General features: G+C 66.4%; 27 protein-coding genes and 1 pseudogene. 11 read left to right on the top strand and 17 right to left on the bottom strand.

Annotated features, from left to right (window positions below; all coding sequences use genetic code 11):
• Together F813_RS14485 and F813_RS0101740 are read right to left on the bottom strand one after the other, a co-directional pair.
• Nucleotides 1-170, bottom strand: a 170-nt coding sequence (locus F813_RS14485; protein ID WP_231289534.1) for a helix-turn-helix domain-containing protein, incomplete at its 3' end; no start/stop codon positions are given.
• A gap of 201 nt (nt 171-371) precedes the next feature.
• Nucleotides 372-821: a hypothetical protein gene (locus tag F813_RS0101740; RefSeq protein ID WP_017925326.1), complete on the bottom strand. Its 450-nt coding sequence runs from the start codon at nt 819-821 to the stop codon at nt 372-374.
• Nucleotides 822-942: 121 nt separating this feature from the next.
• Here F813_RS0101740 and F813_RS0101735 point away from each other — a divergent pair, with 121 nt between their 5' ends.
• Nucleotides 943-1,377: an SRPBCC family protein gene (locus tag F813_RS0101735; RefSeq protein WP_026148095.1), complete on the top strand. Its 435-nt coding sequence runs from the start codon at nt 943-945 to the stop codon at nt 1,375-1,377.
• Nucleotides 1,378-1,395: 18 nt separating this feature from the next.
• Here the strand turns inward: F813_RS0101735 and F813_RS0101730 are convergent, their stop codons facing one another.
• Both F813_RS0101730 and aroC read right to left on the bottom strand, forming a co-directional pair.
• Nucleotides 1,396-2,553, bottom strand: coding sequence for an MFS transporter (locus F813_RS0101730; RefSeq protein WP_017925324.1), 1,158 nt, complete (start codon nt 2,551-2,553; stop codon nt 1,396-1,398).
• Between the two features lie 45 nt (nt 2,554-2,598).
• Nucleotides 2,599-3,705: a chorismate synthase gene (gene aroC, locus F813_RS0101725; protein WP_017925323.1), complete on the bottom strand. Its 1,107-nt coding sequence runs from the start codon at nt 3,703-3,705 to the stop codon at nt 2,599-2,601.
• Between the two features lie 124 nt (nt 3,706-3,829).
• Between aroC and F813_RS0101720 the strand changes: the two genes are divergently transcribed.
• Nucleotides 3,830-4,336 (top strand): heme-binding protein, encoded by a 507-nt coding sequence (locus F813_RS0101720; RefSeq protein WP_017925322.1) that lies wholly within the window; start codon nt 3,830-3,832, stop codon nt 4,334-4,336.
• 42 nt (nt 4,337-4,378) lie between these two features.
• Complete coding sequence (locus tag F813_RS0101715; protein ID WP_017925321.1) at nt 4,379-4,834, top strand: rhodanese-like domain-containing protein; 456 nt, start codon at nt 4,379-4,381, stop codon at nt 4,832-4,834.
• A 16-nt stretch (nt 4,835-4,850) separates the two neighbouring features.
• Here the strand turns inward: F813_RS0101715 and rnk are convergent, their stop codons facing one another.
• The 5 genes and pseudogenes from rnk to F813_RS0101690 form a co-directional block, all read right to left on the bottom strand.
• Nucleotides 4,851-5,261: a nucleoside diphosphate kinase regulator gene (rnk, locus tag F813_RS0101710; RefSeq protein ID WP_026148094.1), complete on the bottom strand. Its 411-nt coding sequence runs from the start codon at nt 5,259-5,261 to the stop codon at nt 4,851-4,853.
• A gap of 151 nt (nt 5,262-5,412) precedes the next feature.
• Nucleotides 5,413-5,752: pseudogene (locus F813_RS13490) on the bottom strand (rhodanese-like domain-containing protein).
• A 62-nt stretch (nt 5,753-5,814) separates the two neighbouring features.
• Nucleotides 5,815-6,483: a thioredoxin family protein gene (locus F813_RS0101700; protein WP_017925318.1), complete on the bottom strand. Its 669-nt coding sequence runs from the start codon at nt 6,481-6,483 to the stop codon at nt 5,815-5,817.
• A 20-nt stretch (nt 6,484-6,503) separates the two neighbouring features.
• On the bottom strand, nt 6,504-6,956 hold the full coding sequence (locus F813_RS0101695) for a glycine cleavage system protein H (protein WP_012983113.1): 453 nt from the start codon (nt 6,954-6,956) through the stop codon (nt 6,504-6,506).
• Nucleotides 6,956-7,354 carry a hypothetical protein gene (locus F813_RS0101690; protein ID WP_017925317.1) on the bottom strand — a complete coding sequence of 133 codons (399 nt, stop codon included), beginning with the start codon at nt 7,352-7,354 and terminating at the stop codon, nt 6,956-6,958. The genes F813_RS0101695 and F813_RS0101690 overlap by 1 nt, the downstream gene beginning before the upstream one ends.
• Before the next feature lie 164 nt (nt 7,355-7,518).
• Here F813_RS0101690 and F813_RS0101685 point away from each other — a divergent pair, with 164 nt between their 5' ends.
• The 3 genes from F813_RS0101685 to F813_RS0101675 all read left to right on the top strand — a co-directional run bounded on the left by F813_RS0101685 (nt 7,519) and on the right by F813_RS0101675 (nt 11,588).
• Nucleotides 7,519-8,076 carry a hemerythrin domain-containing protein gene (locus F813_RS0101685; protein WP_017925316.1) on the top strand — a complete coding sequence of 186 codons (558 nt, stop codon included), beginning with the start codon at nt 7,519-7,521 and terminating at the stop codon, nt 8,074-8,076.
• The gene (locus F813_RS0101680) at nt 8,069-8,785 is read left to right on the top strand and encodes a hemerythrin domain-containing protein (protein ID WP_017925315.1); all 717 of its coding nucleotides are present in this window, start codon (nt 8,069-8,071) and stop codon (nt 8,783-8,785) included. Before F813_RS0101685 ends, F813_RS0101680 begins: the two co-directional genes overlap by 8 nt.
• Before the next feature lie 112 nt (nt 8,786-8,897).
• Nucleotides 8,898-11,588 (top strand): diguanylate cyclase, encoded by a 2,691-nt coding sequence (locus tag F813_RS0101675; protein WP_017925314.1) that lies wholly within the window; start codon nt 8,898-8,900, stop codon nt 11,586-11,588.
• A gap of 24 nt (nt 11,589-11,612) precedes the next feature.
• Here the strand turns inward: F813_RS0101675 and F813_RS0101670 are convergent, their stop codons facing one another.
• Genes F813_RS0101670 through rluB form a run of 3 tightly spaced genes read right to left on the bottom strand, consistent with a single transcriptional unit; the run spans nt 11,613 to nt 14,430 of the window.
• Nucleotides 11,613-12,818 carry a nitrate/nitrite transporter gene (locus tag F813_RS0101670; RefSeq protein ID WP_017925313.1) on the bottom strand — a complete coding sequence of 402 codons (1,206 nt, stop codon included), beginning with the start codon at nt 12,816-12,818 and terminating at the stop codon, nt 11,613-11,615.
• Between the two features lie 5 nt (nt 12,819-12,823).
• On the bottom strand, nt 12,824-13,474 hold the full coding sequence (locus F813_RS0101665) for an endonuclease III domain-containing protein (protein ID WP_017925312.1): 651 nt from the start codon (nt 13,472-13,474) through the stop codon (nt 12,824-12,826).
• A complete protein-coding gene (gene rluB, locus F813_RS0101660; RefSeq protein ID WP_012983120.1) occupies nt 13,474-14,430 on the bottom strand; it encodes a 23S rRNA pseudouridine(2605) synthase RluB in 957 nt (318 codons plus the stop codon). Before rluB ends, F813_RS0101665 begins: the two co-directional genes overlap by 1 nt.
• 98 nt (nt 14,431-14,528) lie before the next feature.
• On the opposite strand from rluB, the gene moaB reads away from it, so the two are divergent.
• Nucleotides 14,529-15,065, top strand: a complete 537-nt coding sequence (gene moaB, locus F813_RS0101655; RefSeq protein ID WP_017925311.1) for a molybdenum cofactor biosynthesis protein B — start codon at nt 14,529-14,531, stop codon at nt 15,063-15,065.
• A 4-nt stretch (nt 15,066-15,069) separates the two neighbouring features.
• On the opposite strand, the gene F813_RS0101650 is transcribed toward moaB, so the two are convergent.
• From F813_RS0101650 to F813_RS0101635, 4 genes are all read right to left on the bottom strand, one after another.
• Nucleotides 15,070-15,498 (bottom strand): DUF488 domain-containing protein, encoded by a 429-nt coding sequence (locus F813_RS0101650; RefSeq protein ID WP_017925310.1) that lies wholly within the window; start codon nt 15,496-15,498, stop codon nt 15,070-15,072.
• A gap of 7 nt (nt 15,499-15,505) precedes the next feature.
• Nucleotides 15,506-17,290, bottom strand: a complete 1,785-nt coding sequence (locus F813_RS0101645) for an N-acetylglutaminylglutamine amidotransferase (RefSeq protein WP_017925309.1) — start codon at nt 17,288-17,290, stop codon at nt 15,506-15,508.
• Between the two features lie 89 nt (nt 17,291-17,379).
• Complete coding sequence (locus F813_RS0101640; RefSeq protein WP_255324790.1) at nt 17,380-18,282, bottom strand: LysR family transcriptional regulator; 903 nt, start codon at nt 18,280-18,282, stop codon at nt 17,380-17,382.
• 129 nt (nt 18,283-18,411) lie between these two features.
• Complete coding sequence (locus tag F813_RS0101635; RefSeq protein ID WP_017925307.1) at nt 18,412-18,801, bottom strand: hypothetical protein; 390 nt, start codon at nt 18,799-18,801, stop codon at nt 18,412-18,414.
• 50 nt (nt 18,802-18,851) lie between these two features.
• On the opposite strand from F813_RS0101635, the gene sohB reads away from it, so the two are divergent.
• The 3 genes from sohB (at nt 18,852) to F813_RS0101620 (ending at nt 21,949) form a co-directional block, all read left to right on the top strand.
• On the top strand, nt 18,852-19,922 hold the full coding sequence (gene sohB, locus F813_RS0101630; protein ID WP_017925306.1) for a protease SohB: 1,071 nt from the start codon (nt 18,852-18,854) through the stop codon (nt 19,920-19,922).
• Between the two features lie 77 nt (nt 19,923-19,999).
• Complete coding sequence (locus tag F813_RS0101625; protein WP_012983127.1) at nt 20,000-20,500, top strand: DsrE family protein; 501 nt, start codon at nt 20,000-20,002, stop codon at nt 20,498-20,500.
• 117 nt (nt 20,501-20,617) lie between these two features.
• A complete protein-coding gene (locus tag F813_RS0101620; protein WP_017925304.1) occupies nt 20,618-21,949 on the top strand; it encodes an ethylbenzene dehydrogenase-related protein in 1,332 nt (443 codons plus the stop codon).
• A gap of 324 nt (nt 21,950-22,273) precedes the next feature.
• Here F813_RS0101620 and F813_RS0101615 read toward each other — a convergent pair whose 3' ends face one another.
• Nucleotides 22,274-23,248 (bottom strand): hypothetical protein, encoded by a 975-nt coding sequence (locus F813_RS0101615; protein WP_017925303.1) that lies wholly within the window; start codon nt 23,246-23,248, stop codon nt 22,274-22,276.
• 110 nt (nt 23,249-23,358) lie between these two features.
• Here F813_RS0101615 and arsS point away from each other — a divergent pair, with 110 nt between their 5' ends.
• Nucleotides 23,359-24,318 (top strand): arsenosugar biosynthesis radical SAM (seleno)protein ArsS, encoded by a 960-nt coding sequence (arsS, locus tag F813_RS0101610; protein ID WP_017925302.1) that lies wholly within the window; start codon nt 23,359-23,361, stop codon nt 24,316-24,318.
• Nucleotides 24,319-24,341 lie beyond the last annotated feature (23 nt).

The raw sequence follows: 24,341 nt of genomic DNA, 5'->3' as shown, positions 1-24,341 counted from the left end.
ACCTTGTCGTCATCGATCGTACGGGGACGTCCGCTTCTCGGGGCATCCGTGAGCCCCCCGATGCGTGCCTGCTCGAAGCGCTTGCGCCACTTGCTCACCGTCTCCGCCGAGACGCCAACCCGCGCGCCAATCTCCGAAGCCTTCAGGCCTCGCGTGCTCAGCAGAATCATGCGCGCGCGCTGTTGTTCCGCCGCGGGCATCTGGCGCCGCCGCAGCCAGCTCTCGAGCTCGTCGCGTTCGGCTTCACTGATCGTCAACGTCTTGATCGGTCGTCCCATTCCGGTCGCCTCCCGAGTGCCTGTTGTCAGGATACAGGGGGACAGTCACGGAGTCGATGAACTTTTGTTAAACGACACTAGGGAAACACTGATCTAACGCGAGAACAGGCGCTGCCACCAGCGCCGACGGCTGCCGGTCGGGGGGATCGCGGCCTGCAGGTCCACCGGTGGGACCCGCGAGAGCACCCAGCCGGGCAGTATCCTCAGCCCCGAGGACCCACAACTGGCCCCCAGGTGGTTCGGGTCGAAGATCTTCACAAAGCTTGGGGCATCACGATCGTCGACATAGACGATGCCGCAGTAATCCTCGTCATGATCCTGCCGCAGCAAGTGATCGACCTCCTCCAGGAAACGCCGAAAGTCCTCCGCCGAGACCGGCGTCTGCGGCACTGCATCGCCCACGGCATAGATGTACCAGTGATCGTCCGCCTGTTCGCGCAGCCGGGCCCACACGGCATCCAGGTCATTCCAGTGCAGCACACCGGTACTGCCCGCCTGAAAGCGCTTGAGAAACTCGGGTTCGAGGGCGGACGGGGCGGACATCGCGGTAACCGGTAGGGGTGAATCGTCATCGTAGCCCGCCGCGGGGCCGGTTGCATGGAACCCCCGGCCTGCGCAAGCCTCTCAACAGCAAGTGCCGCTCAACCGTCCCGGCGTCTCGACGATGCGTCAGCTCACTCACAATACCTCTCTGCACGCGGAACCGGAGCAGGTCTTCGACCTGTTGAGCCACGTGCCCAACTTTGTCGATCTGTGCGACAACGTCGAGCATATCGAGCCGCTCGGGGACGCGCGCTACCGCTGGACCATCCGCGCGGCGGGCATGAAGCTGCATTTCGATGTGGAGGTCTGCGAGGCCACGCGTCCGGAGTATTTCGCCTGGCGCTCGATCCGCGGCATCCAGAATCGGGGCAGCTACCGACTGAGTCCGGGCGAACCCGGCCACACGCAGGTGGCGTTCGAGCTGCAGTACCGCCTGGGCAGCCCGCTGCTGGAGGCCGCGGTGCGCCGCGCCGCGCACTCGCTGGTCGAACGCGTCTCCGGTCAGTTAATGACCCGGGTGCAACACCGGCTCGATGTCGAGAACGGGCGCTCCTGACGCTTCAAGCCGGGCGGCCTATGGCGTACGCACCGGTGTCCTGTGACGCCACTCCCCGTATACCGACGCCAGCACACCGGCCGCCGCCAGAAATGCCGCGAACACATAGACCGAGGCCGGGCTGATGCCGTCCCAGAGATAGCCCGCGACCAGGCTCCCCGCCGCACCCCCCATCCCGAATGCCAGGGAGGAATACAGGGCCTGCCCGCGCCCTTGTAGCCGCCCGGGGAAGAAATAATGGATCAGCGAGATGGCGGCGGCGTGATAGACGCCGTAGCTCGCCGCATGCAGGGCCTGGATGAACAGCAGCATGGGCAACGAGTCGGGGATCGCGGCCAGGAGCCCCCAGCGCAGGGTGGTCAGCACCAGCGCCACCGACACCAGGAACCAGGCGCCGAAGCGCAGGATCAGCCTCGGCATCAGCAGGAACAGCACCACCTCCGCCGCGACCCCAAGGGCCCACAGCTGGCCGGCCACCGCCCGCGAGAACCCGGCCTCCTCCAGGTACAGCGTGAAGAACGCGTAGTACGGCCCGTGGCTCGCCTGCATGAAAAAGCAGGCCGCAAACAGCGCGATCACCTCGGGCCGCTTGAGTACCGCGACCAGCGCCGGGACGTTGTTGTCCTGCTCCAGGTCGCGCACGGGCTCGCGCACCCAGAGCGTCGCCAGCCAGAGGGCCGCGAAGATGCCGAGGACGATCCAGGGCAGCCAGGCGATGTCGATATGGTCGAAGGCCCAGCCCAGCAGCGCGACCGCAACGATAAACCCGACCGACCCCCACAGCCGCACCAGCGCGTAGCGATGGGCATCGCAACCCAGGGTACGCATCGTGGTCGCCTCGAACTGCGGGAGGATTGCATTCCAGAAGAAGCTGAAGGCCGCCATCACCACGGCCAGCCACCAGTAGCCGGTGTACAGCAGTACCCCGGCAAAGGCGATCACTCCGCCAAACGCTCCCCAGCGTGTAATCGGCATGTGCGCGCCGGCGCGGTCGGCCAGCCAGCCCCAGACGTTGGGTGCAATGATCTTGGTGGCGAGCACGATCGCCATCAACTCGCCGATCTGCGATCCGCTAAAACCGGCCTCGGACAGATACGGGCCCCAGAACGGCATGAACGCGCCGAGGCTGGCGAAATAGAAGAAGTAGACCGTGGAAAGGCGCGCGCTGGGGATCACCGGAACAGGCCTCCGGCGATGCGGGCACGGCGGTACGCGCCCATATCAGTCGTGCGGCAGGTCGCGCAGTTCCGGCAGGCCGGTGTCACCGACGTCGGCGTTTTGTCCACGATGGCGCAGGGCGTGATCCATCAGCACAAGCGCCATCATCGCCTCGGCGATCGGGGTCGCACGGATGCCCACGCAGGGATCATGGCGGCCCTTGGTGACCACCTCCACCGGCTCGCCGGCGGTGTTGATGCTGCGCCCTGGCAGGCGGAGGCTGGAGGTCGGCTTGAGCGCGATACTGGCACGCACGGCCTGGCCGGTACTGATCCCGCCCAGCACGCCGCCGGCGTGGTTCGACAGGAAACCCTCGGGGGTGATCTCGTCGCGGTGCTCGGTACCCCGCTGGGTCACCGACTCGAAGCCGGCCCCGATCTCCACACCCTTGACCGCGTTGATGCTCATCAGCGCATGCGCCAGTTCGGCATCCAGGCGATCGAACACCGGCTCGCCCCAGCCTGCCGGCACACCCACGGCCTCCACCGTCACTCGCGCGCCGATGGAGTCGCCCGACTTGCGCAGGGCATCCATGTATTCCTCCAGCTCCGCGACCTTGTCCGGGTCGGGGCAGAAGAACGGGTTGTCGTTGACGATCTCCGGCTGCTTTGCTTCCAGCTCGATCGGGCCCAGCTGTGACAGCCAGCCACGGATCTCGATCCCGTAGCGCTGCTGGAGGTAGCGCCGGGCGATGCCACCCGCCGCCACACGCAGCGCGGTTTCGCGCGCGGAACTGCGCCCCCCGCCGCGGTAATCGCGCAAGCCGTACTTGCGGTGATAGGTGTAGTCCGCATGTCCCGGACGGAAGCGATCCATGATCTCGCTGTAGTCCTTGGAACGCTGATCGACGTTCTCGATCAGCAGGCCGATCGGGGTCCCGGTCGTGCGGCCCTCGAACACCCCGGACAGGATGCGCACCTGGTCCGGCTCGCGGCGCTGGGTGGTGTGGCGCGACTGTCCCGGCCGACGGCGATCGAGGTCGAACTGCAGGTCCGCCTCGCAAAGCTCCATACCGGGCGGGCAGCCGTCCACCACCGCGCCCAGGGCCGGCCCGTGACTCTCACCAAAGGTACTGACGACGAACAGTCGCCCAAAGCTGTTTCCCGACATGCGCGATAGTGTATCCGCGCCGCGCGGTGCTGTCGCCTGTCGCCGCCCCGACCGGACGGCAAAGCCACGAAATTTCTGCCATGATCGGCAGCGCAGCACCCATAACAAAACACAGGAGATGGATATGTCGCGTTCGATCAAGCGCCTGGCCGCCGGTACCGCCGCCGCGGCCTGTCTGGGACTGGCCAGCGTGGCCCAGGCCGACGTATTCAACCAGCGCATGATGAGCATGGAGCTGGCCAACGACATCGCCGAGGCCGCGGTGCTGGCCTGCCGCGAGAAGGGACATCAGACCAGCGCCGTGGTCGTCGACCGCGCCGGCAACGACCGCGCCGTGCTGCGCGACAACCTGGCCGCCGTGCAGACCATCCAGATCGCCGGCGACAAGGCCCGAGCCACGGTCATGTCCGGCACCAGCTCCGGCAACTTCCGTGATAACCGCGAAGACATCCGCATGGAGATGAACCACGTGGACGGCATCATCATGCTGGAAGGCGGGCTGCCGATCGAGGTGGCCGGCAGCATGATCGGCGCGGTGGGTGTATCCGGTGCCCCCGGTGGTGATCTGGATGAAGAATGCGCCCAGGCCGCGCTAGACTCGGTTCAGGAGCGACTCGACTTCGCGATGTAACGAGTCCCTGGGGACGGCCGCCGACCCACGCCCGGAGCCTTGATGAAAGATCCACTCGCCAATCAGAAGACGGTTCCCGCGCCCGGCGTACGCCGGATTCGCCCGCAGGAGGCCCATCAGCGGCTGCAGGAGCGCCCGCGCGACCTGCTGATCGACGTCCGCTCCACGATGGAATTCCTGTTCGTCGGGCACCCGCAGGGCGCCATCCATATCCCGTGGATCGACGAGCCGGACTGGACCGTGAATCCCCACTTCGTGCCCCAGGTGCGCAAGCTGCTGCTGGGGGGCGCCGAGGATCACAGCGAGGATGCCCCCGCGCTCTACCTGATCTGCCGCAGCGGGAAGCGCACGCTGGCCGCCGGCCAGGCCCTGGTCGATGCCGGTATCGAGAACGTGTACTCGGTGGATGAAGGCTTTGAAGGGCCGCTGGACGAACACCACCAGCGCTCCACCCGCGGTGGCTGGCGCTACCACGGGCTGCCCTGGGAACAGTGCTGAGCGAGTCAGCGTCTCCCTAGCGGTGGTACTCGCCGGCGCGCTCCGGCTGGTACTCGACGGCCTCGATGCGAACATGCATCTGCCCGCCACCCGGGCGCGGCCATTCGATCTCGTCCCCCTCGGACAGTCCCAGCAGTGCACTGCCCACCGGGGCCAGGATCGACAGCGTGCCGCCGCTGTCATCCACATCGCGCGGGTAGACCAGTGTCAGCGAGAACTCATCGCCGGACTCGGTCACCCGGAACCGGACCTTCGAATTCATCGTGACCACCGAACCCGGGATCTCGTGCGAATCCACGACATCGGCGCGGTCCAGCTCGGCCTCCAGGTCGGCCTTGCCGGGGAAGCTGTCGTCCGGCAGCGATTCCAGCAGCTTGTCCAGACGCTCCATGTCCGTGCTGGAGACGACGATCTTCGGTTTACTCACCTTTACACACTCCAATAAAGCAGAACGCGCCCCCACGGGAGGCGCGCTGAATAAAATAGGGACCAATCCGAAATCGGAGAATCAAACCCGAGAGTAGCCAAGGCCCAGACAAAAAGCCATATTGGCCGAGACGGGTATTCCTGCGCTTAAGTCACGTCTCGCGCCACACCGAATAGCCACCCCGCAGGACATGGGCATCAATACCCATGGCGCGCAGGCTCGCAGCCACCAGTTGCGACCGACCACGGGTACCCGCAGTACACGACGACCGGCTGCTCCGGATCCTTCAAGTAGGCCTCTATACTGGCCTCCAGCTTCGGCCGCGGGATATTCACCGCCCCATCGATGATGCCTTCGGCCGCTTCCTCCGGCTGGCGAACATCCACCAACAGAAACGACCGCCCCGCCTGGCGCCAGTCAGCAAGATCCGCGGGTTCCAGATGCGGCAGCTCTTCTTCCAGTTCCGCAATGCGCTTCTCGAACAGGCTCACAGTCAGTGGCTCCGTTGGGTACACAGGGTCACCATTCTATCGTCTCGACAGAGGCTGGGTGTTCACAGAGACGGGCGCAGCAAGAGCGGGGCGATGCGCAGCGTAAACAGCAAAAGGCCGACGAATGCGGCCACCGCACCGACCGCCGTCAACAGGGGCACACCCAGGAGCCAGCCCAGCCCCATCGCCAGCACGGCCAGGTGCACCAGAATCTGCGGCGTCCAGGCCCACAGCCAGCCGCCCGCGATCGGGTGCCCGGTAAAGCGCGGCAGCATGTGCTCGCCCAGGCCCATGATCAGCAGCAGCAAAAACCCGAGGGTAAAACCGTGCAGCGCGGCGGGGCGCGCGGCGCCATCCAGAAAGAAGCCACCCAGCGGCAAGGCCGCACCCGCGATCAGCAGCCAGATCATCGCACCCAGAACCGAGGCGCGGCTGGAGGCCGACAGCCCCAGTCCGACATGACGCACGGCCTTCTGCGTGCGCTCCGGCGCATCGGCGACCAGCGCGGTCGCGGCCGTGCGATCCAGCAGCCCAATGTGCTTGAGCTCGCCGTCCACCACCACGGCCGGGATGGAACGTATGCGCAACCGGGTCGCCAGTTGACGCCCCTCCGGCTGCCCCATGTCGACCACCGCGAAATCGATCTGTTTCTTCTGGGCCACCTCGCGCCAGATGCGCTCGGCATCATGGCAGGAGGCACACCATTCGGACACCAGCAGTTCCACCTTCATGAATCGGTTGCCTCCCAGCCTCAGTCGGCACAGCGCATGCAGTGGATGTCGTAGCGGTCGATCCACTGCTTGAGCCCGTCGACGGCTTCGGGCCCTGTGTGCAGCCGTTCCAGCGCCTTTTGCGGGTCGTCCGGGCGCATCACCACCACCCAGGCATCGGTATAGGGAGCGACATTCACCAGCCCCGGGTCGGCCTCCACGGCCGGGTTGATGCGCTCGATGGTGCCGTCGAAGGGCGTGGGGATCCCCCCCGCCCACTTGCCGGACTCCAGCCGCGCGACCGGCTTGCCCGCAGCCCGGTGCGAACCCGGCTTGCGAAAACGGAAGTACTGCACGCGCCCCGCCATCGTCTGGGCGGGATCGGTAATGCCCAGGGTAAAGGTCCCATCATCCTCCGGACGGACCCAGACATAGTCGAGGTCATAGAACAGGTCGTCCGGCAGCTCGCAGCCGTTGTATTCGGTATGGCTCATCACGCCCCCTTCGGACCGTAGTGACGCACGGTGAGTGCGATATTCAGCGCGAACAGGCTCATCGCCCCCCAGGCCATCGCCCCGCCAACCGCAACCGTCGGGTTATGGAACATCATCCAGCCGACGATCATCACCCAGAGGCCGACGTTGGCCAGCACAAACTGGACATGCGCCAGCCGTTCCGAGAACAGCGAGCGCCCGGAAAAACGCGGCAGTACGTGAAGCCCCACGCCGTAAATCATCATGATCACGAATCCCAGCAGCATCAGATGACCATGGATGCGCGGCACATTGCCGGGAATCAGCCCCGGATGGGCCAGCCAGAGGACGCCGATCAGTCCGCCCAGCAGTGCATAGACCAGTGCGGCCAGGATGAACATCCGGTTGCGTGGATGCATGTCGCGTTCGCTCCCTTCTTTGTTTGTTCTGCAGCGACTAGACTACGATAAGATACCTCTTAACTACATTGATCGAGATCAACACGGACGCTTGCGCCTTCAGAGACAGTACGCCCCACATGTTCGCTGAACACACGACGATTGCCCCCGATCCGAGCCTAGTGATGAAACTGCACCTCCATGAACCCGCGCCCGGCTTCCACCGCCCGCTCGACCTCCTGCGGGCCTGTCATCGGCGGATCACGAACTGCCTCGACGCGCTGGAGCGACTGTCGGGACACCTGGAACAGCACGGGGCCGACACAGAGGCCCAGTCCGCGGCTCGCCGTGTGCTGGCCTATTTCGAGCAGGCCGCCCCGCAACATCACGCCGACGAGGACCAGGATCTGTTCCCGATCCTGCATGCATACCGCGACCATCCCGAGGCCCATCCACAACTGGGTGAGTGGATGGATCGCCTGAGCGCGGAGCACCCTCGGCTTGAGGCCGGCTGGGACGCCCTGGAGCCGGCCCTGCAAAACATTGCGGCAGGGCACGCGGATCCGCTGGAAGGCGCGACTGACTGGATCCAGTGCTACCGGACCCACCTCGAGCTGGAGGAACAAGCCGTACTGCCACTGGCGGACCACCTGCTCAGCGCCGAGGAGCGCGCCCTCATCGGACGTTCCATGGCGCGTCGGCGCGGCATCCCGGACGCGTACGCGAAGCCCGCCGATGAGTGACTTTCTGCTGGACCTGCGGGGGCTGGGCGACCACGCACACACCCGCGCCTACTACACGCTGCGCGAACTCCAGCCGGGGCAGGTCTTCGACGTCTGGCTGGATCAGGAGCCGCAGCTGCTGATGGATGCCGTCAGCCTGCAGCTGCGCCACGCCATCCACTGGCAGGTGCAGGAGAACGGCCCACCGCTTTGGACACTGCGCGTCCAGCGCCGCGAGGATGTCGCGCCCGTGGACCTCGTCGATCTCCTGCAGCGCGACCACCTGCGCATCGACCGCCTGTTCGCCAGCGCCCTGCACAAGGTCAATGCCGGCGATCTCGAGGGCGCAGCACCCGACTTCCAGGCCTACGTGGAAGGCCTGCGCCGACACGTGCATGTGGAAAACGAACTGATCGTCCCGACGCTTGAGGTTGCGCGCGGGGCCGGCAGCCAGGACCCGGTCACGATCATGCTGCGCGAGCATGACGAGATCCTGGAACAAACCGCACTGCTGGAACACGAGTTCCAGGAAGGTGTCGAGGAAGCCTGGATGGTGGCCCCCTTCTTCGCCCTGATCTCCGGGGCCCTCGCCAAGCACGAAAGTCGCGAGGAGCAAAACGTGTTCCCGAACTGGGGACGCCGCCTGCGCCACGAGCCCGACCTGGCGGCCGAACTCCTGGAGAAGGCCCGTCAGCAGCTAGGGGCCGGCGCCACCACGCCCGGACAATAGGGGTCGGCAATACGGAATGATTGTGTCACGATGGCCCATCGCCACGGCCTGACACGACGTGACACCACTCCACCTCGATATCGGCTTTTCCCGCCCTGTTCACTGGCTTCGTATGCGGTTTGCGGCATGGCCAGCCGGCCTGTCGGCCATAGGCGTCCTGCTCCTTTGCTGCACCGGCGTGCAGGCCGACGAACCGCCACCTCCCCTGATCGTCTCCCAGGATCACGCCTGGCCCCCCTTTGCCTTCGAAGATAACGGGGGCGAGCCTCGCGGCTTGCTGGTAGACCTGTGGCAGGAGATCGCGAACGAACTCGACCGTCCAGTGGAATTCCGACTGGTCGACTGGCCGCGCACCCTGGATCTCGTCCGCGGTGGCGAGGCTGATGTGCACGGCGGGCTGATCCAGTCTCCCGAGCGCGAACAAACCCTGGCCTTCAGCGAAGTACTGCTCCCGCTGCGGACCTTCGCGTTCGTGCGCACCGGCGCGCCCGTGGCCCGACTGGACGAACTCGCGCACAAACCGGCTGGCGTGGTGGCGGGCAGCTTCGAACTCGAGTTCATGCGGCGCGAACGACCTGAACACCCGTTGCAGGTCTTCGACAACAACGAGCAAATGGTGCGCGCCGCGCTGGAAGGCACGATCGATGTCTTCGTGGGCGACTACCCGGTCGCCATGTACCTGCTGGACCGTCATGGCGAGCCGGGCATGTTTCACCCCCTGGAGCTGCTCTACGAGCAGCCCCTGCGCGCAGCGGTAACGCACGCTAACGAGGAATTGCTGGACGAAATCAACACGGCCATCGCCCAGCTGGATGACGAACTGCTGCGCCAGATCACGCAGCGCTGGATCCACTCCGATACGGTCGAGGTGTTCCCCGCCTGGCTGCTCCCAACCGTCATTGGCCTGAGCCTGCTGGCGGTATTGCTGTATGCCGCATTGCTGCTTCGCCAGCGGCGTGCGCTCGAGACCCGCGTTCGCGAGCGCACCGCCGAACTCGAGGACGAGCGCGAGCTGTTCCGCACCCTGACCGAACACGCTGCGGCCGGCGTATTCATCCTCCAGAATGACCATTTCCAGACCGTGAATCCGGCCCTTTCCCGCATCCTCCAGCGCCCCGAACACTGGCTGCTGAACCAGCCCTTCTACGAGATCATCCACCCGGAACAGCGCGAGGCCGTGACTCAGCGGGCCCGCGACCGGATCGCGGGCAAAGAGGTGCCGGATCACTACGACATGAAGGTCATCACCGGCGAGGGCGAGACGCGTTGGGTCGACCTGACCGCCGGCCGCGTAGAGCTGCAAAGCGGCGCGGCCAGTATTGGCACGATATACGACATCACCGAACGGCGACTGCTGGAGGATCAACTGCGCACCAGCGAGGCCCAGTACCGCCAGCTGGTCGAGAATATCGGCGACATCATCTACACCCTTACGCCGGACGGCGCCATAACCTATGTCTCGCCGCAATGGACACGAGTACTGGCTTATACCGCCGAGGAAACGACCGGAACCCCCATCACCGATTACGTCCATCGGGAGGACCGCGGGGAATTCGGCCGCTTCCTCCAGCGCACCATCCGCTCCGAGAAAAACGACCAGGAAATCGAGTACCGCATCCGGCATCAAAAAGGGGAATGGCGCTGGCACGTCTCGAGCGGCGCCCCGATCCGCAGCGCGACGGGCGAGATCACGGGCTATGTGGGTGTAGCCCGAGACATCACCGATCGCCGCCGCATGCACGACGAGCTTCAGTATCAGGCACGTTTCAACGCCATGCTGGCGCGCCTGTCCTCGGACTTCGTGACCGCCAGCGCCGACTTGATGGACGAACGTCTGGACGCCGCGCTGGCCGATATCGGGCGCTTTTTCGAGAGCGACCGCTGCTACCTGTTCGAGTTGTCAGCCGATGGCCAACATATGGACAACACCCACGAATGGTGTGCCCCCGGCGTATTCTCCGTAATGGACCAACTGCGGGATGTGGACATCAAAAAGCTACCCTGGTGGCGCACCCGCATGCTGGAGATGATCGAGCAGCGCATACCGGTGGTGATTCCCGTGGTGGACGAGCTCCCGGAGGAGGCGGCCACCGAGCGCGAGTTGTTCCGGCGACAAGGCGTCAAGACCCTGATCTGCGTACCCATCCTGGCCGGACAGCAGGTCACCGGCTTCGTCGGCATGGACATGCTGCGCCCGCGCACCTGGCGCAAGGATCAGGATGAATTGCTGCTGGTGCTCGGCAACCTGATCTCGGAGGCACTGCAGCGCAACCACCTGGAGATCCAGCTACGCGATCTTGGGATCACCGACCCGTTGACCGGCCTGTACAACCGCCGCTACCTGATGGAGCGCCTGCGCGAACAGATCGAGGCCTGGCGCCGCCACGGCGAAGATTTTGCCGTGGCGATCCTGGATCTGGACCACTTCAAGACCCTCAATGACACCCACGGACACCTGGCCGGCGACGAGGTTCTGCGCAACTTCGGCGATCTGTTGCGGCGCCAGCATCGGGCCTTCGACATTGTGGCTCGCTTTGGCGGCGAGGAATTCATCGTGGTCCTCACCCGTGTCGATCACGAGGCCGCCACCACCGCCATCGAACGCCTGCTGGAGGCCACCCGCGAACTCGACACACGCTTCGAGGACGAATCGCTGGCCTTCACGGTCAGCGCCGGACTGGCCTGGTCCGACGAGTGCGACCCCGGGCACCTCACGCCCGAAACCCTGATCAATCGGGCCGACGATCGTCTCTATCGCGCGAAGGCTCAGGGCCGCGACCGGCTTGTGGCCGGAGACACGTAACCCATCCGGGACACGTTGAATACGTCAGTGCCTCCCGGCGCCCCGTGGACCCGACAGTCGGCTGAGCGCCCACAACCCGAGCGCGGGCCCGGGCAGCAACAGCCACAACACCCACAGCCCGATGTCATCCCACAGCCAGGCGGTGACCAGGATCGAAGGCAGGGTGAGCGCAAAGCCGATGGCATTCATCACGCTCAGGGCAGAGCCCACCGCATCCGGTGGCGCACTCTCCGCGGCCAGCGCCGAGAACTGGGGCGAATCCGCGATCACCGTCAGCCCCCAGAGGGCGAGCAGGCCCAGAAGCAGCCATGGCGCCAGTCCAGCCAGCAACGGGTACAGCAGGCACACCAGCCCGGATGTCGCCAGCGCCACCCGTGCGACCCGCAGGCTCCCCAGACGGCGGCTCAGGCGGCCACCCCAGACACAGCCCACCGCGCCCAGCCCGATCACCGCGAAGGCCAGCCAGGGCACCAGGCCGGCGGGGGCATCCAGACGGGCCAGTTCATGCGCAACCAGCACCGGAACCAGCGTCCAGAAGGCGTACAGCTCCCAGCAATGGCCGAAATAACCGCCGGCCACCGCACGAAAGTCACGCCCGCCCAATGCACGAAAGCCCTTGCCCAGCCCCGGTGTGCGCCCCGCCGGCGGCAGATGCGGGCCGTCGCCCAGGCGCGCGATCATCCCGGCGGCCGCCACCGCCAGCACAGAGGCCAGCATCATCGGTACCGGCCAGACGAGATCGAGGGTCACGCCCCGCAAGAGATGAGGAAGCGCCGTTCCCAGCGTGAGCATCCCGAGCAGCCAGGACAGGGCCCAGCCCTTTTGCTGCGGCGTCCAGCTGATCACCAACTTCATGCCCAGCGGATACACCCCGGCCAGGCACAGCCCGACGACAAAGCGCACGGCCAGTGCCAGCTCCCAGACGCCGGCCAGCAGGATGAACCCGGCATTGACCAGTGCCCCCAGCAGCGCGGACACCATGAACAGGCGACTCGCACGCACCCGGTCGGCCAGCCCGGTTGCGGCCGTCACCAGGGTACCGGTGATGAATCCCAGCTGGGTCGCCATCGTCAGCCACCCAATCTCGGTCGCCGTCCAGCCCAGTTCCTGCTGCAGAGACAACCCGACCCCGTTCACACTGAACCACAGCGAGGTCGCAAAGAGCTGAGCGATCACGATCGCCGCCAGGGGATGGCGGTGCAGCAGTCCGACGTAATGGCCTGCCTGCACGAGTGCTAAACCGCCACACGGCCCGGACAGACGTCACTCAGTGGGCATCCCTGACAAAGCGGTTTGGGTCGGCAGCGCTGCTTGCCGTGTTCCACGATCAGGGCGTGCAGATCATTAAAGGCCTGCGCATCCGGCCCCAGCTCCGACTCCACCCAGACCCGCAGGTCGTCGTAGGCGCCGCGGGCATGCGGCAGGCCCAGCCGCTCGAACAACCGCCGGGTATAGGCATCGACCACGAACACCGGCCGTTCGAACGCATACAGCACGATGTCGTCCGCCGTCTCCGGCCCGACCCCCTTCACACTCAAAAGGGCCGAGCGCAGGGCCTCGGTCTCCATGCGGGCCAGGGCTTCCACGCCACCCTGCTGTTCCAGAAAGCGCAGCAGGTGCCGCAGGCGGTCGGCCTTCACGTTGAAGTAACCGCTCGGCCGGATGTGCTCGGCCAGCGTTTCGTGCGGGAGCTCCAGCAGCGACTCCGGATCCAGTACATCCGCCGCGCGCAGATTGGCGATTGCGCGTTCGACATTGGTCCAGCTGGTGTTCTGCGTAAGCACCGCGCCCACCATGACCTCGAACGCCGACTCCGCCGGCCACCACTGCAGATCACCGTAGGCACCCTGCAGGCGCTGCCGGACCTCGGACACCCGCAACGGCATCAGGAACGCGCCCGACCACCCGGCTTGCGCGGCCCGCCCTTGCGCCCGGCACCTCCCGGCCCCGAACGCCCGGTCTTGCCGCCCTTGCCGGGGCCGCTCCCTGGCTTGGTAGAGGTCCAGCGATCCGCTTCGCGTACGCGCCCCCCCGACTTGCCCCGTTTGCCACGCGCGGGCCGAGTGTTGCGGCCCGGCCCGCGGCGCCGGCCCCGCTCGCGAATGGATTCCGGCACCGGCAGTTCGACCGCCTCGTACAGGGCCTCGACCTCGCGCACCTCCAGATCGCGGGAGGCGCCCGTCTTCAGGCCGCGCCCGAGGACCACCGGTCCGTAGCGCACCCGGATCAGCCGGCTCACGGTCACACCGACCGCATCCCACAGGCGGCGCACCAGGCGGTTGCGGCCTTCACTGACCACCACGTGAAACCAGTGATTGGCACCGTCGCCGCCACGCTCTTCCAGGACATCGAAACGCGCGGGACCATCCTCCAGCTCGACCCCTTCCAGCAGCATGCGCCGCGTATCGTCGGGGACCTCGCCCAGCACCCGCACCGCATATTCGCGCTCCAGCGAATGGCTGGGGTGCATCAGGCGATTGGCCAGTTCGCCATCGGTAGTGAACAGCAAAAGCCCCGAGGTATTCAGGTCGAGACGCCCGACCGCGACCCAGCGCTGCCCCTTCAGGCGCGGCAGGCTGGCGAACACCGGCTTGCGGCCCTCGGGATCCGAGCGACTGCAGATCTCGCCGACGGGCTTGTGATACACGAGCCAGCGATGGGCATGCTCCGCCATGTGGATCACGCGCCCGCGCACGCGGATCACGTCATTCGGCCCCACCTGGTCGCCCAGCTTGGCCGTGCGCTGGTTGACCTTCACCTCGCCGCGCTCGATCCAGCCCTCGATCTCGCGCCGCGAACCGAGGCCGCGCGCCGCCAGGACCTTCTGTACCCGCTCCGACATTCCTGCTGACTCCAGACGTCTCGATCCGGCCGCATTGCCGCGACCGGACCCGCATTCATTATGATGGGCGCTCACGATACACCAACAGGACGTTGCCCATGACCGCCAAGAGCCCGGAAACCACTCCCGTCCAGACCCCGCTGAACATCGCCGTCCTCACCGTATCCGACAGCCGAACCCTGGCCGAGGACCGCTCCGGCGATGCCCTGGTCGAACGGCTGGAGGGCGCAGGGCACCACCTGGCCGAGCGCCGCGTGGTCCGGGATGACATCTACGCGATCCGCGCCGAACTCTCGCGCTGGATTGCGGACCCGGAGATCGACGCGGTGCTGACCACTGGCGGCACCGGCATCACGGGCCGCGACGGCACCCCGGAGGCTGCCTCGGTGCTGCTGGACAAGACCATCGAGGGCTTCGGCGAGCTGTTCCGGGCACTGTCCTATGAAGAGATCGGCACCTCCAGCCTGCAGTCCCGCGCCCTGTCGGGGGTCGCCAACGGCACCTATATCTTCGTGCTGCCCGGCTCCACCGGCGCCTGCCGCACCGCCTGGGACCGCATCATCCAGGCCCAGCTCGACGACCGCACCATGCCCTGCAACCTCACCATGCTGATGCCGCGCCTGAAGGAGTCCTGAGCGGTCAATCGGGATCTGCCCCGGGCTCGTCGGGCGCGAAGCACACCGGCGAAGCGCGTTCTCCGGTTCGCTCCTCCTCGGCCCTCTCGGCATTGAGGAGATCGCGCAACACCGCCACGTGGCTGTGTTCCACGTCCCGAGTAGCCGTCAGCAGCGTCAGGCAGCCACGGCGGGCATACCCCAGCAACCGGCCAAAGGCCTCGGAGTCCGCGTCCAGTTCGGCCTGATAACGACGGCTGAAGTCACGCCAGCGACTTGGGTCATGCGCGAACCAGCGGCGCAAGTCCGGCGATGGCGCGACAGACTTCTCCCAAGCATCGAGTACGAGCGCGGACTTCTTGACGCCGCGAGGCCAGAGGCGATCAACCAGTACACGGGCCCCATCGTCGGGATCGACCGGATCGTAGACGCGCCGGATCCGCACCCGTTCCATGCCGCGATTACCGGTCCACGTGGGTCTGCAGCCAGTATTCGAGCAGGGCCGCGTGCCAGAGCTTGGAGCCCTGGATACGGGTGAAGTACTGGTCCGGTGCATCCAGCAGCTTGTCGATATAGGCCGGCTGATAGAGGCCCCGCTCGCGCGAGGCGCGCGAGGTGAGAATGTCGCGCATGAATTCGAGAAAGTCGCCACGCACGTATTTCAGCGCCGGCACCGGGAAGTAGCCCTTGGGCCGGTCCAGCACCGCATCCGGCAAGCGGCCGCGGGCAATGCGGCGCAGCACGTCCTTGCCGCCGTCGCCGAGCTTCAGGTGCGGCGGCATCGCGGCGGCGGTCTCCACCAGCTCGTGATCCAGGAACGGCACCCGCGCCTCCAGGCCGAAGGCCATGGTCATGTTGTCCACGCGCTTGACCGGGTCGTCCACGATCAGCGTGGTCACATCCAGCGCCAGCACCGCATCGATAAAGGAGTCCGCACGGTCGGTCTCGAGCTCGGCGAACTGCTCGCGCAGCCAGTCGCCGGTGATGTCGTTCGCGGGGGGATGACGCAGCATCTCGGCCATCTCGGGGTGATCGCGGTCGAAGTAGTGGCGCCGGAAGCGTTCCACCCAGTCACCGTGGCGATCCTCCGCCATCTGCGGATACCAGAAATAGCCACCGAAGACCTCGTCGGCACCCTGGCCCGACTGGACCACCTTCACGTGCCGCGAGACCTGCTCGGAGAGCAGGTAGAAGGCCACCGCATCCTGGCCGAACATCGGCTCGGCCATCGCGCCGACGGCCTCCGGCAGCCGGGCCAGGACCTGGTCGTTCGGGATCAGCGTGGCCTGGTGGTCGGTCGCGTAGCGTTCGGCGACCGGATCGGAATATTCGAACTCGGAACCCTTCTCCTCCGGCTGGTCCTCGAAGCCGACGGTAAAGGTACGCAGGTCTTGCGCCCCCTCCTCCATGGCCAATGCCACCAGCAGCGAAGAGTCCAGCCCGCCCGACAGCAGAACGCCCACCGGGACGTCGGCCACCTCCAGGCGCTTGCGCACGGCACTGCGCAGGGCGTGTTCGATGCGCTCCTGCCACTCGTTATCCGATACCGGCTCGGCCGGGCGGCGTGCGTGCAGCGTCCAGTAGCGCTGCAGCCGCTCCTGTCCCCGGGCGTCGATGCTCAGGTAATGCCCCGGCTCGAGTTTGCGGATGCCGCGCAATACGGTACGCGGCGCGGGCACCACCGCGTGAAGCGAGAACAGCATGTGCAGGGCCTCGGCATCCAGCTCGGTGTCCACGTCGCCCGCCGCCAGCAGGGCCTGGGTATTGGAGGCGAAGCGGATGCCGTCGCCGGTGCGCGCCAGGTACAGCGGCTTGATGCCCATGCGGTCGCGCGCCAGCAGCAGACGCTGGGCGTGGCCGTCATACAGGGCGAAGGCGAACATCCCGTGCAGCCGCGCCACGATGCCCTCGCCCCACTCGGCATAGCCGCGCAGGATGACCTCGGTATCGCCCGTCGAGAAAAAGCGGTGGCCGCGGCCTTCCAGCTCCGAACGCAGCGCCCGGAAGTTGTAGATCGCGCCGTTGAACACCAGCGCGAGCCCGGTCTCCGGGTCGAACATCGGCTGGTGCGCGCGCTGCGACAGATCCAGGATCGACAGCCGCCGGTGCCCCAGCGCGACCCGCCCGGAGGCCCACAGCCCGTCGGCATCCGGCCCGCGCCGTTCCAGGCTGGGCAGCATGCGCGCCACGGCCTCGCCGCTCGCGCGCCGCTCGCCCCAGACGAATTCTCCCGCGATCCCGCACATCGATTCATTCCTTGCTGGTTGGGTGGCTTTGGTTTGGACCCGGCTTTTTACTGCCGACGCGGGCAGGGGCTTCGCCTGCAAGCAGGCCCCTACCGTTCAGGAGGCTCTGACGGGGCTGCGCCGAAGGCGGCCTCCAGGGCCTCCATCAGGGCCTGACTGGCGGCCCCGGCGCGATCGCGATCCGCGTGCGCCATGTAGAACGGCACCTCGTGGCGCGTGCCCGCCTCCAGGTTGAGTTCGACCAGACGCCCCTGCGCGAGATCCTCCGCGATGCGATCCAGCGGAAGCCAGGCGAAGCCGATCCCGGAGCACAGGATCTCGCGCGCGGTACTCATGTGCGAGACCGTCCAGCGCTGGTCGGCCTCGAGCCAGCCACCCTCCCCGGCCTGCTGCTCGCCGGAATCACGAACCACGATCTGGCGCTGAGCCTGCAGGTCCCGCCGCGTCAGTCGTCGGCCGTCGGCCAGCGGATGCCCCGGGTGTGCCACGCAGACCATGACCTGGTCCGTCAGCCAGGCACCCAGATAGCCGCCCGGAAGCTCCGGCGCGATCAGGATATCCACCCGGCCTTCGCGCAGGAGTTCCGGACCGCCGCTCAGGACGACCTCCTCCAGCTGAACACGCGTGGCCGGATAGGCACGGGAAAAACGCTCCAGTGCCTGGATCACAGGCCCCCGCGGCAGGATCTGGTCCACCGCCAGCCGGACCTCGGACTCCACACCGGCGGCGAGCGCACCGGCCAGGGCCTCGATCTCGGCGGCCTCCTCCAGCAGGTGCTCGGCACGGCGCAGCAGCGCCTCACCCGCCGGGGTCAGGACCGCCTTGCGGCCCTGTACCTCGAAGACCTCGACGCCCAGGCGCTCCTCCAGCTTCTGCACCGCATGGTTCACGCTGGAGGGGCTCTTGTGCACCTGTTCCGCGGCACGGGCAAAACCGCCGGCGGCCACCACCGCCTGCAGCATGCGCCACTGCTCCAGGGAGACGCGAATCAATGGACCCGCCTACGTCGGCATCCAGGAGTCCACGCCAGGACGCGGCGGCCCCGTTCTGGTGACAGGCTGCACCGCCACTGCCGCGGCTTCTCAGCACACAGCATCGAACCAAACGCCGCCCGATTCATCCTAGTGTTCCTCGGGGCACCCGCAGCCGGTCTTGTGGATACGCCGATGCCATTCCTCGCGCATCCGCGCGCAGGCGGTCGTGGTCATCAGCAGCAGATGGACCGTGGAGGGGTAGATCCGGCCATCCATGCGCAGGGTCTCGGTCAGCTCCGGGTCCTTGCCCTCGGGAATGTAGAAAAAGTCCTGTCCCTCGCGCAGCTGGTCCTTTTGCGCCTTGAACAGGCGAAAGGCCGTGCCCTTGGGCACTCCGTTCCATTCGTCGATCTGACGCAGGCTCAGGGTGGCGTACCCCGCATGAATAATCGGTTCCGGCGGGGTGGCGCTGGCGGAACCCTCACGCCCGGGAAACAGTCCTGCACTACGGGGGTCTTCGTCGCTTTCGATCCTCATGCTGGCATTATGGCATGCCGACAGCCGGCCGACGGAACAGGACGACACGGATGGAATTGCTACAGGAATACGGGCTGTTCTTCGCCAAACTCGTAACCGCCCTCGTGGTGGTGCTGATCTTCGTGAGTGCCGTGGCGGGGGTGGTCGCCAAGAGCCGCGAGAGGCGGCCGGACCGCCTGACGGTACGCAAGCTGAACGATCGCTATCGCCGCATGGAGAAGACCATTCGCCACGCGGTGGAGGGCAGCGCGAACTGGCGGGCACGGTTGCGCAAAAAGCTGGGCTGGCAACGCGGCGATTCGTCGTCAGGCGAACACGATGCGGGCGAAGCGTCCGGGTCGGATGCCCCGGCCGATGAATCCGTCGACAAGGAGCGCCCCCGGGTCTATGTGTTGCGCTTCACGGGCGACATCCGCGCCTCCAGCGTCGACAGCCTGCGCGAGGAAGTCACCGCGATCCTGACACTCGCTCGCCCCGAACAGGACCGCGTCATCGTATGCCTGGAGAGCCCGGGCGGGCTCGTCCCGTCCTACGGCCTGGCCGCCTCGCAACTGGCCCGCCTGCGTGACCAGGGGCTGGACCTGACCGTCGCGGTGGACCGGGTCGCCGCGAGCGGCGGGTACATGATGGCCGCGGTGGCAGACCGGATCGTGGCCGCGCCCTTCGCAGTGCTGGGGTCGATCGGGGTCGTGGCCCAGATCCCGAACCTGCACCGCTGGCTGGAGCGCCATGACATCGATGTCGAACTGCTGACCGCCGGCGAATACAAGCGCACCCTGACCGTACTCGGGGAGAACACCGACGAGGGCCGGCGCAAGTTTCGCGAGCAGCTGGACGAGGCCCACGACCAGTTCAAGACGTTTCTTTCCCGCTACCGCCCATCCCTGGATCTGGAGAAAGTGGCGACCGGAGAGCACTGGTACGGAGAACAGGCACACCAGCTGGGCCTGGCCGACGAGCTGCGAACCAGCGATGATCTGCTGCTGGAGACCAGCCGCGAGGCTGACCTGTTCGAGATCACCTATACCCGCCCGCAACGTCTGAGCCGGCGGATTACCCTGGCGATGGAGTCCATCGTCGAGCGCGTGCTGCGCAGCCAGGGACCCGAGGCGCGGCTTTGAGCCATCTCGGCATAAAGGGAAGAAGAACCCGTCCCTGCCCGTCGACCATGCAAAGGACCCATTCGGAGGATATGACCATGAAAAACCGTTCCTGCACCCCCGCGTTGCTGTTGTGTCTGCTCGCCAGCCTGGCCTTGCTTGCCCTGCCGCTGAAGGCGGCCGCAGACGACCAGATGCCCTGGGGCTCGGCCGAGATGATGGACCGTGAATACGAACCACGAAAGGTGGTCTATGACGTCTATGTGGATACCGAAGACGAGCTGAACATGGTGCTCGACCGTGTCAGCATGTTGAACAACGTCTACGAGTCCGATCCCTTCGAGGCCCATATCGTACTGGTCCTGCACGGCCGCGAGGTCCCGTTCTTCACCCGCGACCAGTTCGAGGAACGCGAGGAAACCATGCGCCGTGCCAAGTCCCTGACCGAGGGTGGCGTGGTGGAATTTCGCATGTGCGAGGCCTCCGCCCGGCTGCGCGGCATCGACCACGAAGACGTCCACGGCTTCGTGAACCTGGTGCCCATGGCTGACGCCGAGATCATCGAACTGCAGCACGAGGGCTATCTGCTGATGCAGTGAGGCCCCGCCTGCAGACAGACGCCAGAACCCTGGCGTCTGTCTGTTAACGCCCCTTCAATGGCTGCCCCGAACGAGCCTCCTACGCCCCATCGATGGCACCCCAAGGAATCCCCGCTCATGAAACGACGTCTGCTTGCCCTCCTGATCGCGGCCACCGGCCCCACCCTGGTCCTGGCCGACGAACCGCGAAAGAGCGAACCTGACCGGAATGTCTACATCCCCGGGGCCGAGGACAGCCAAGGCGTGTTGCGCGTGGCAGCGGTCTACAACGGGGACCGCATCCGGATTCACTACGAGTACGAGACCAACAATCCAAGCTGGTATCACCAGTACTGGCGCTACGAGGATGGCGAATGGGTGCGCTATGGCTCCGGCGGGCCGGAGCCGGACGAGCACGGCCTGTACGAAGACCGTATCTCGATGATGCTGGATGACGGCGCGGTCGAGGACTTCATGCGCCTCGGAGGCTGGATCACGGCGCACGAGGGCATGCGCAGCCTGAGCTCGGAGATCGATCGCGACGAGGTGCGCAACCACCCCAAGCTGGGCGAGGAGATGGGGCGCCGCGACGTGCGCAAGTACCTGCCCGGCACCCGCGAGACCGATGACCCGGAGGACATGTCCTGGGACGCGATCCGGGACGATGACGAACTCGAGGCGATGCGGGACGACGGCGAGTTCCTCGACCTCTGGCAGTGGCGCGCCCATCGCAGCCACCCGGTTGGGTACGCGGACAACGGCTATGTGCTGCACTACCGCCTGAGCTCCGAGGGCGACGGCATGTTCACCGACAACTGGGACGACGACGCCGACCAGCCCGCGTACATGTTCGACCCCGACCAGGTGGGCGCTCCGGCCCTCGACTGGGAACGCCTGGTCGCTGGCGAATACGGCCAGAACGACCCCTACTTCCTGTCGGAAGATAACTCGGTCGCGTTTGACCCCGACTATGACTGGCAGGAGGGCGACACACTGCCCCAGCGCTTCCTGCGCGAGCCCAGTGGCAGCCGCGGCGCGATCGAGGCCTCGGGCGGCTACCAGGACGGGGCCTGGCGCATCGCATTGACCCGCTCGCTCGACGCCCCGGACTCGCGCGACAGCAAGGCGCTTGAGCAGGGCAATACCTATAACGTCGCCTTCGCTGTGCATAACGGTAACGGGGCCCGCTGGCATCTGGTCTCGCTGCCCATGACGCTGGGCCTGGACAATGGCGAGGCCGACATCGAGGCCCAGTACGCGGATGGGCATCTGGACGACGTTGATCTGGAATGGACCGAAATCCCGGTGTTCTACCCTGGGCAGATGACCTACCAGGACCTGCACGGCGACACGCACGGGGCCGGCGGCCCGCTCGTGCGCGACGGCGACCTGGGCGTGCTTGACGCCCATGATCCGGAGGGGCTGGCGGACCTGATCATCGAGCACGAACTGCGTCAGCTCGAGCACTAGGGAGACGCTGATTTTATCGCGCGCCCGCGCTCGAGTCGCTTTTGCGTGGGGACAAGGCGCGGTGACTGCCGTGCAGTCATTCTGCACAAGGGAACCGCAACGCAGTTCCCGCGCAAAAGCGGCCGAGCCCCTGCTTTGAATGGCTTGTGGGGTTGGTGCCCCCTGTTCCCCGATCCTGCGTTGCGCCGCTTGCGGGTAGAACCACTACCCGCTGCACGACGCGCCTTGTCTCGGAAAACAGGGGGCGCCAACGCGGACGTGCGATTAAATCAGCGTCTCCCTAGACTTGGTCGCACCCCCTCAGCGTCTCCCCAGGACCAATCGTCAGGTGGACCGGGATCGTTCCGAGGGTGCCTGCGAGGCAGGGAACAGGCGCGGCATCCAGCGCAGGTAGCCGAGCATCCCGAACAGCTCGACCAGCGACTGCAGTACGATGACCATGACGGCCGCGTGCAGGGCCTCCGGCAGCGCAAGGGCCACCGGCAGCACGACAAACGAGTTGCGCGTGCCCAGGCTGAACGCCAGCGTGCGCCCCTGCTCGCCGGGCAGGGCGAAGGCCCGTGCGAGACCCCATGCCAGCGCGGCCGCCCCGGCCAGGAACAGCAGGTACACCGGGATCACCCCCAACAGCTCCCGTCCGCCCTCGAACACCGCCGGGGCCTCCACCAGCGCGATCATTCCCACCACGAGGGCCAGCAGCGGAACGGTAGCGCCCGCGAAGCGGTTCTGCCAGACCTCTACACGCCCCCGCAGCCTGAGCGCCTGTTCCAGCAGGATGGCCACCAGTAGCGGCAGGCCGATCAGCAGCGCCGCCGCGGCGAACACAGCCGGCGACATCAGGCCCATGGCCTCCCCCGGCCCCAGGATGATGGCCAGATAAGCGGGCAGCATCAGAAACTGGGCCGCCAGGCTCACCGGTGTAAAAGCCGCGGCACGCGCACCATCGCCCCCGCCCTGGCGGGCAAAGGTAATGAACCAGTCGGTGCAGGGCATCAGCAGCACGAGCAGGATGCCCAGCCGTATCGCCGGGTCGGCGGGGGCCAGCGGCAGCAGGGCGACCAGCAACAGGGGTACCAGCACGAAGTTCCCCACGAGCGCGGCGATCAGGAAGCGTCGGTCGTTAAACGCGAGCCGGATCGCCTCCCAGGGGATCTGTGCAAAGGTGGCAAACAACAACAGTCCGAGCGCGATCCATACCCAGGCGATCAGACCCTCGCCAAGCCCCGGCCAGAGGCCAGCCAGCACCAGACCCATCACAATGGCGGCAAGATAGATCCAGACCTGAAGGCGTTCCAGCATCAAGACACGGTACCAGAACCCCACCCTGCCTCCGGGCTTCGTTGCCCTCGACACTGGGACCGTTCAGGCTTGGAAATACTTGATGTATCGATTAGCCGGCAGCCGATGTCATGTCTCAGCAAGAGCCTCTGATTGCCTACCACGATTTCCCTCCCGTCACGCGTGACCGGCTGGAGACCCTGCAGGCGAATCTTGGCTATGTCTGCAACCAGACCTGCTTTCACTGCCACGTGAACGCCGGCCCCAACCGGCGCGAAGTCATGCCGCCGGAGGTCATCGACGAACTGCTCGCCTGCTGCGACCGCTGCGATATCCGCATCCTCGACCTGACCGGGGGCGCTCCGGAACTGAACCCCGGTTTCCGCGACCTGGTCCGCGCCGCCCGCCAGCGCGGCATATACGTGATCGATCGCTGCAACCTGACCATCCTCGGTGAACCCGGTCAGGATGACCTGGCCGCGTTCCTGGCCGAACAGGACGTCGAGATCGTGGCCTCGCTGCCCTGTTATCTGGAAGCAAACGTCGATGCCCAGCGTGGCGACGGCGTGTTCGAGCGCAGCCTTGCCGGCCTGAAGCAGCTCAATGCCCTGGGCTACGGCGACCCCGGCAGCGGGCTCCGCCTTAATCTGGTCTACAACCCGCAAGGGCCCAGCCTGCCGCCCCCGCAGGCCGAGCTGGAGGCCGCCTACCACGAGCACCTCGAGCGCGAATACGGCATCCGCTTCAACGCACTGTTCACGATCACCAATATGCCCATCCACCGCTTCGCCAAGACGCTCGCGCGTGAAGGCCGTTACAACACGTACATGCAGACACTGCGAAACGCCCATCAGTCGTCTAATCTCGCAGGCGTCATGTGTCGGACACTCGTCTCGGTCGACTGGCAGGGATACGTGCACGACTGTGATTTCAACCAGATGCTGGAGTTGCCCCTCGGGGCCGGTCGGGGCGGTCGCGTGCACATCGCCGAGCTCACGCCCGAGTACCTGGCGCAGGCACCGATCGCGGTGGCCGACCACTGCTACGGCTGCACGGCCGGCCAGGGTTCCAGCTGCGGCGGGGCGCTTTGATTCCCCCGCCACCATTCAAATCC

This window comes from Thioalkalivibrio sp. HL-Eb18 (assembly GCF_000364985.1).
Lineage (GTDB): Bacteria > Pseudomonadota > Gammaproteobacteria > Ectothiorhodospirales > Ectothiorhodospiraceae > Thioalkalivibrio.
This window is presented reverse-complemented; position numbering and strand designations above follow the sequence as displayed.

What these genes read in the sequence shown, in the direction of transcription:
- F813_RS0101680 (WP_017925315.1), top strand. Translation starts at nt 8,069, where the DNA reads ATGAGTGACTTTCTGCTGGACCTGCGGGGGCTGGGCGACCACGCACAC.
- F813_RS0101615 (WP_017925303.1), bottom strand. Translation starts at nt 23,248, where the DNA reads ATGCTGGAACGCCTTCAGGTCTGGATCTATCTTGCCGCCATTGTGATG.
- F813_RS0101675 (WP_017925314.1), top strand. Translation starts at nt 8,898, where the DNA reads ATGCGGTTTGCGGCATGGCCAGCCGGCCTGTCGGCCATAGGCGTCCTG.
- F813_RS0101665 (WP_017925312.1), bottom strand. Translation starts at nt 13,474, where the DNA reads ATGCCGTTGCGGGTGTCCGAGGTCCGGCAGCGCCTGCAGGGTGCCTAC.
- arsS (WP_017925302.1), top strand. Translation starts at nt 23,359, where the DNA reads ATGTCTCAGCAAGAGCCTCTGATTGCCTACCACGATTTCCCTCCCGTC.
- F813_RS0101715 (WP_017925321.1), top strand. Translation starts at nt 4,379, where the DNA reads ATGAAAGATCCACTCGCCAATCAGAAGACGGTTCCCGCGCCCGGCGTA.
- rluB (WP_012983120.1), bottom strand. Translation starts at nt 14,430, where the DNA reads ATGTCGGAGCGGGTACAGAAGGTCCTGGCGGCGCGCGGCCTCGGTTCG.
- F813_RS0101720 (WP_017925322.1), top strand. Translation starts at nt 3,830, where the DNA reads ATGTCGCGTTCGATCAAGCGCCTGGCCGCCGGTACCGCCGCCGCGGCC.
- F813_RS0101740 (WP_017925326.1), bottom strand. Translation starts at nt 821, where the DNA reads ATGTCCGCCCCGTCCGCCCTCGAACCCGAGTTTCTCAAGCGCTTTCAG.
- F813_RS0101685 (WP_017925316.1), top strand. Translation starts at nt 7,519, where the DNA reads ATGAAACTGCACCTCCATGAACCCGCGCCCGGCTTCCACCGCCCGCTC.
- F813_RS0101690 (WP_017925317.1), bottom strand. Translation starts at nt 7,354, where the DNA reads ATGCATCCACGCAACCGGATGTTCATCCTGGCCGCACTGGTCTATGCA.
- F813_RS0101735 (WP_026148095.1), top strand. Translation starts at nt 943, where the DNA reads ATGCGTCAGCTCACTCACAATACCTCTCTGCACGCGGAACCGGAGCAG.
- F813_RS0101625 (WP_012983127.1), top strand. Translation starts at nt 20,000, where the DNA reads ATGAAAAACCGTTCCTGCACCCCCGCGTTGCTGTTGTGTCTGCTCGCC.
- F813_RS0101635 (WP_017925307.1), bottom strand. Translation starts at nt 18,801, where the DNA reads ATGAGGATCGAAAGCGACGAAGACCCCCGTAGTGCAGGACTGTTTCCC.
- aroC (WP_017925323.1), bottom strand. Translation starts at nt 3,705, where the DNA reads ATGTCGGGAAACAGCTTTGGGCGACTGTTCGTCGTCAGTACCTTTGGT.
- F813_RS0101620 (WP_017925304.1), top strand. Translation starts at nt 20,618, where the DNA reads ATGAAACGACGTCTGCTTGCCCTCCTGATCGCGGCCACCGGCCCCACC.
- F813_RS0101700 (WP_017925318.1), bottom strand. Translation starts at nt 6,483, where the DNA reads ATGAAGGTGGAACTGCTGGTGTCCGAATGGTGTGCCTCCTGCCATGAT.
- F813_RS0101650 (WP_017925310.1), bottom strand. Translation starts at nt 15,498, where the DNA reads ATGGAACGGGTGCGGATCCGGCGCGTCTACGATCCGGTCGATCCCGAC.
- sohB (WP_017925306.1), top strand. Translation starts at nt 18,852, where the DNA reads ATGGAATTGCTACAGGAATACGGGCTGTTCTTCGCCAAACTCGTAACC.
- F813_RS0101645 (WP_017925309.1), bottom strand. Translation starts at nt 17,290, where the DNA reads ATGTGCGGGATCGCGGGAGAATTCGTCTGGGGCGAGCGGCGCGCGAGC.
- moaB (WP_017925311.1), top strand. Translation starts at nt 14,529, where the DNA reads ATGACCGCCAAGAGCCCGGAAACCACTCCCGTCCAGACCCCGCTGAAC.
- F813_RS0101695 (WP_012983113.1), bottom strand. Translation starts at nt 6,956, where the DNA reads ATGAGCCATACCGAATACAACGGCTGCGAGCTGCCGGACGACCTGTTC.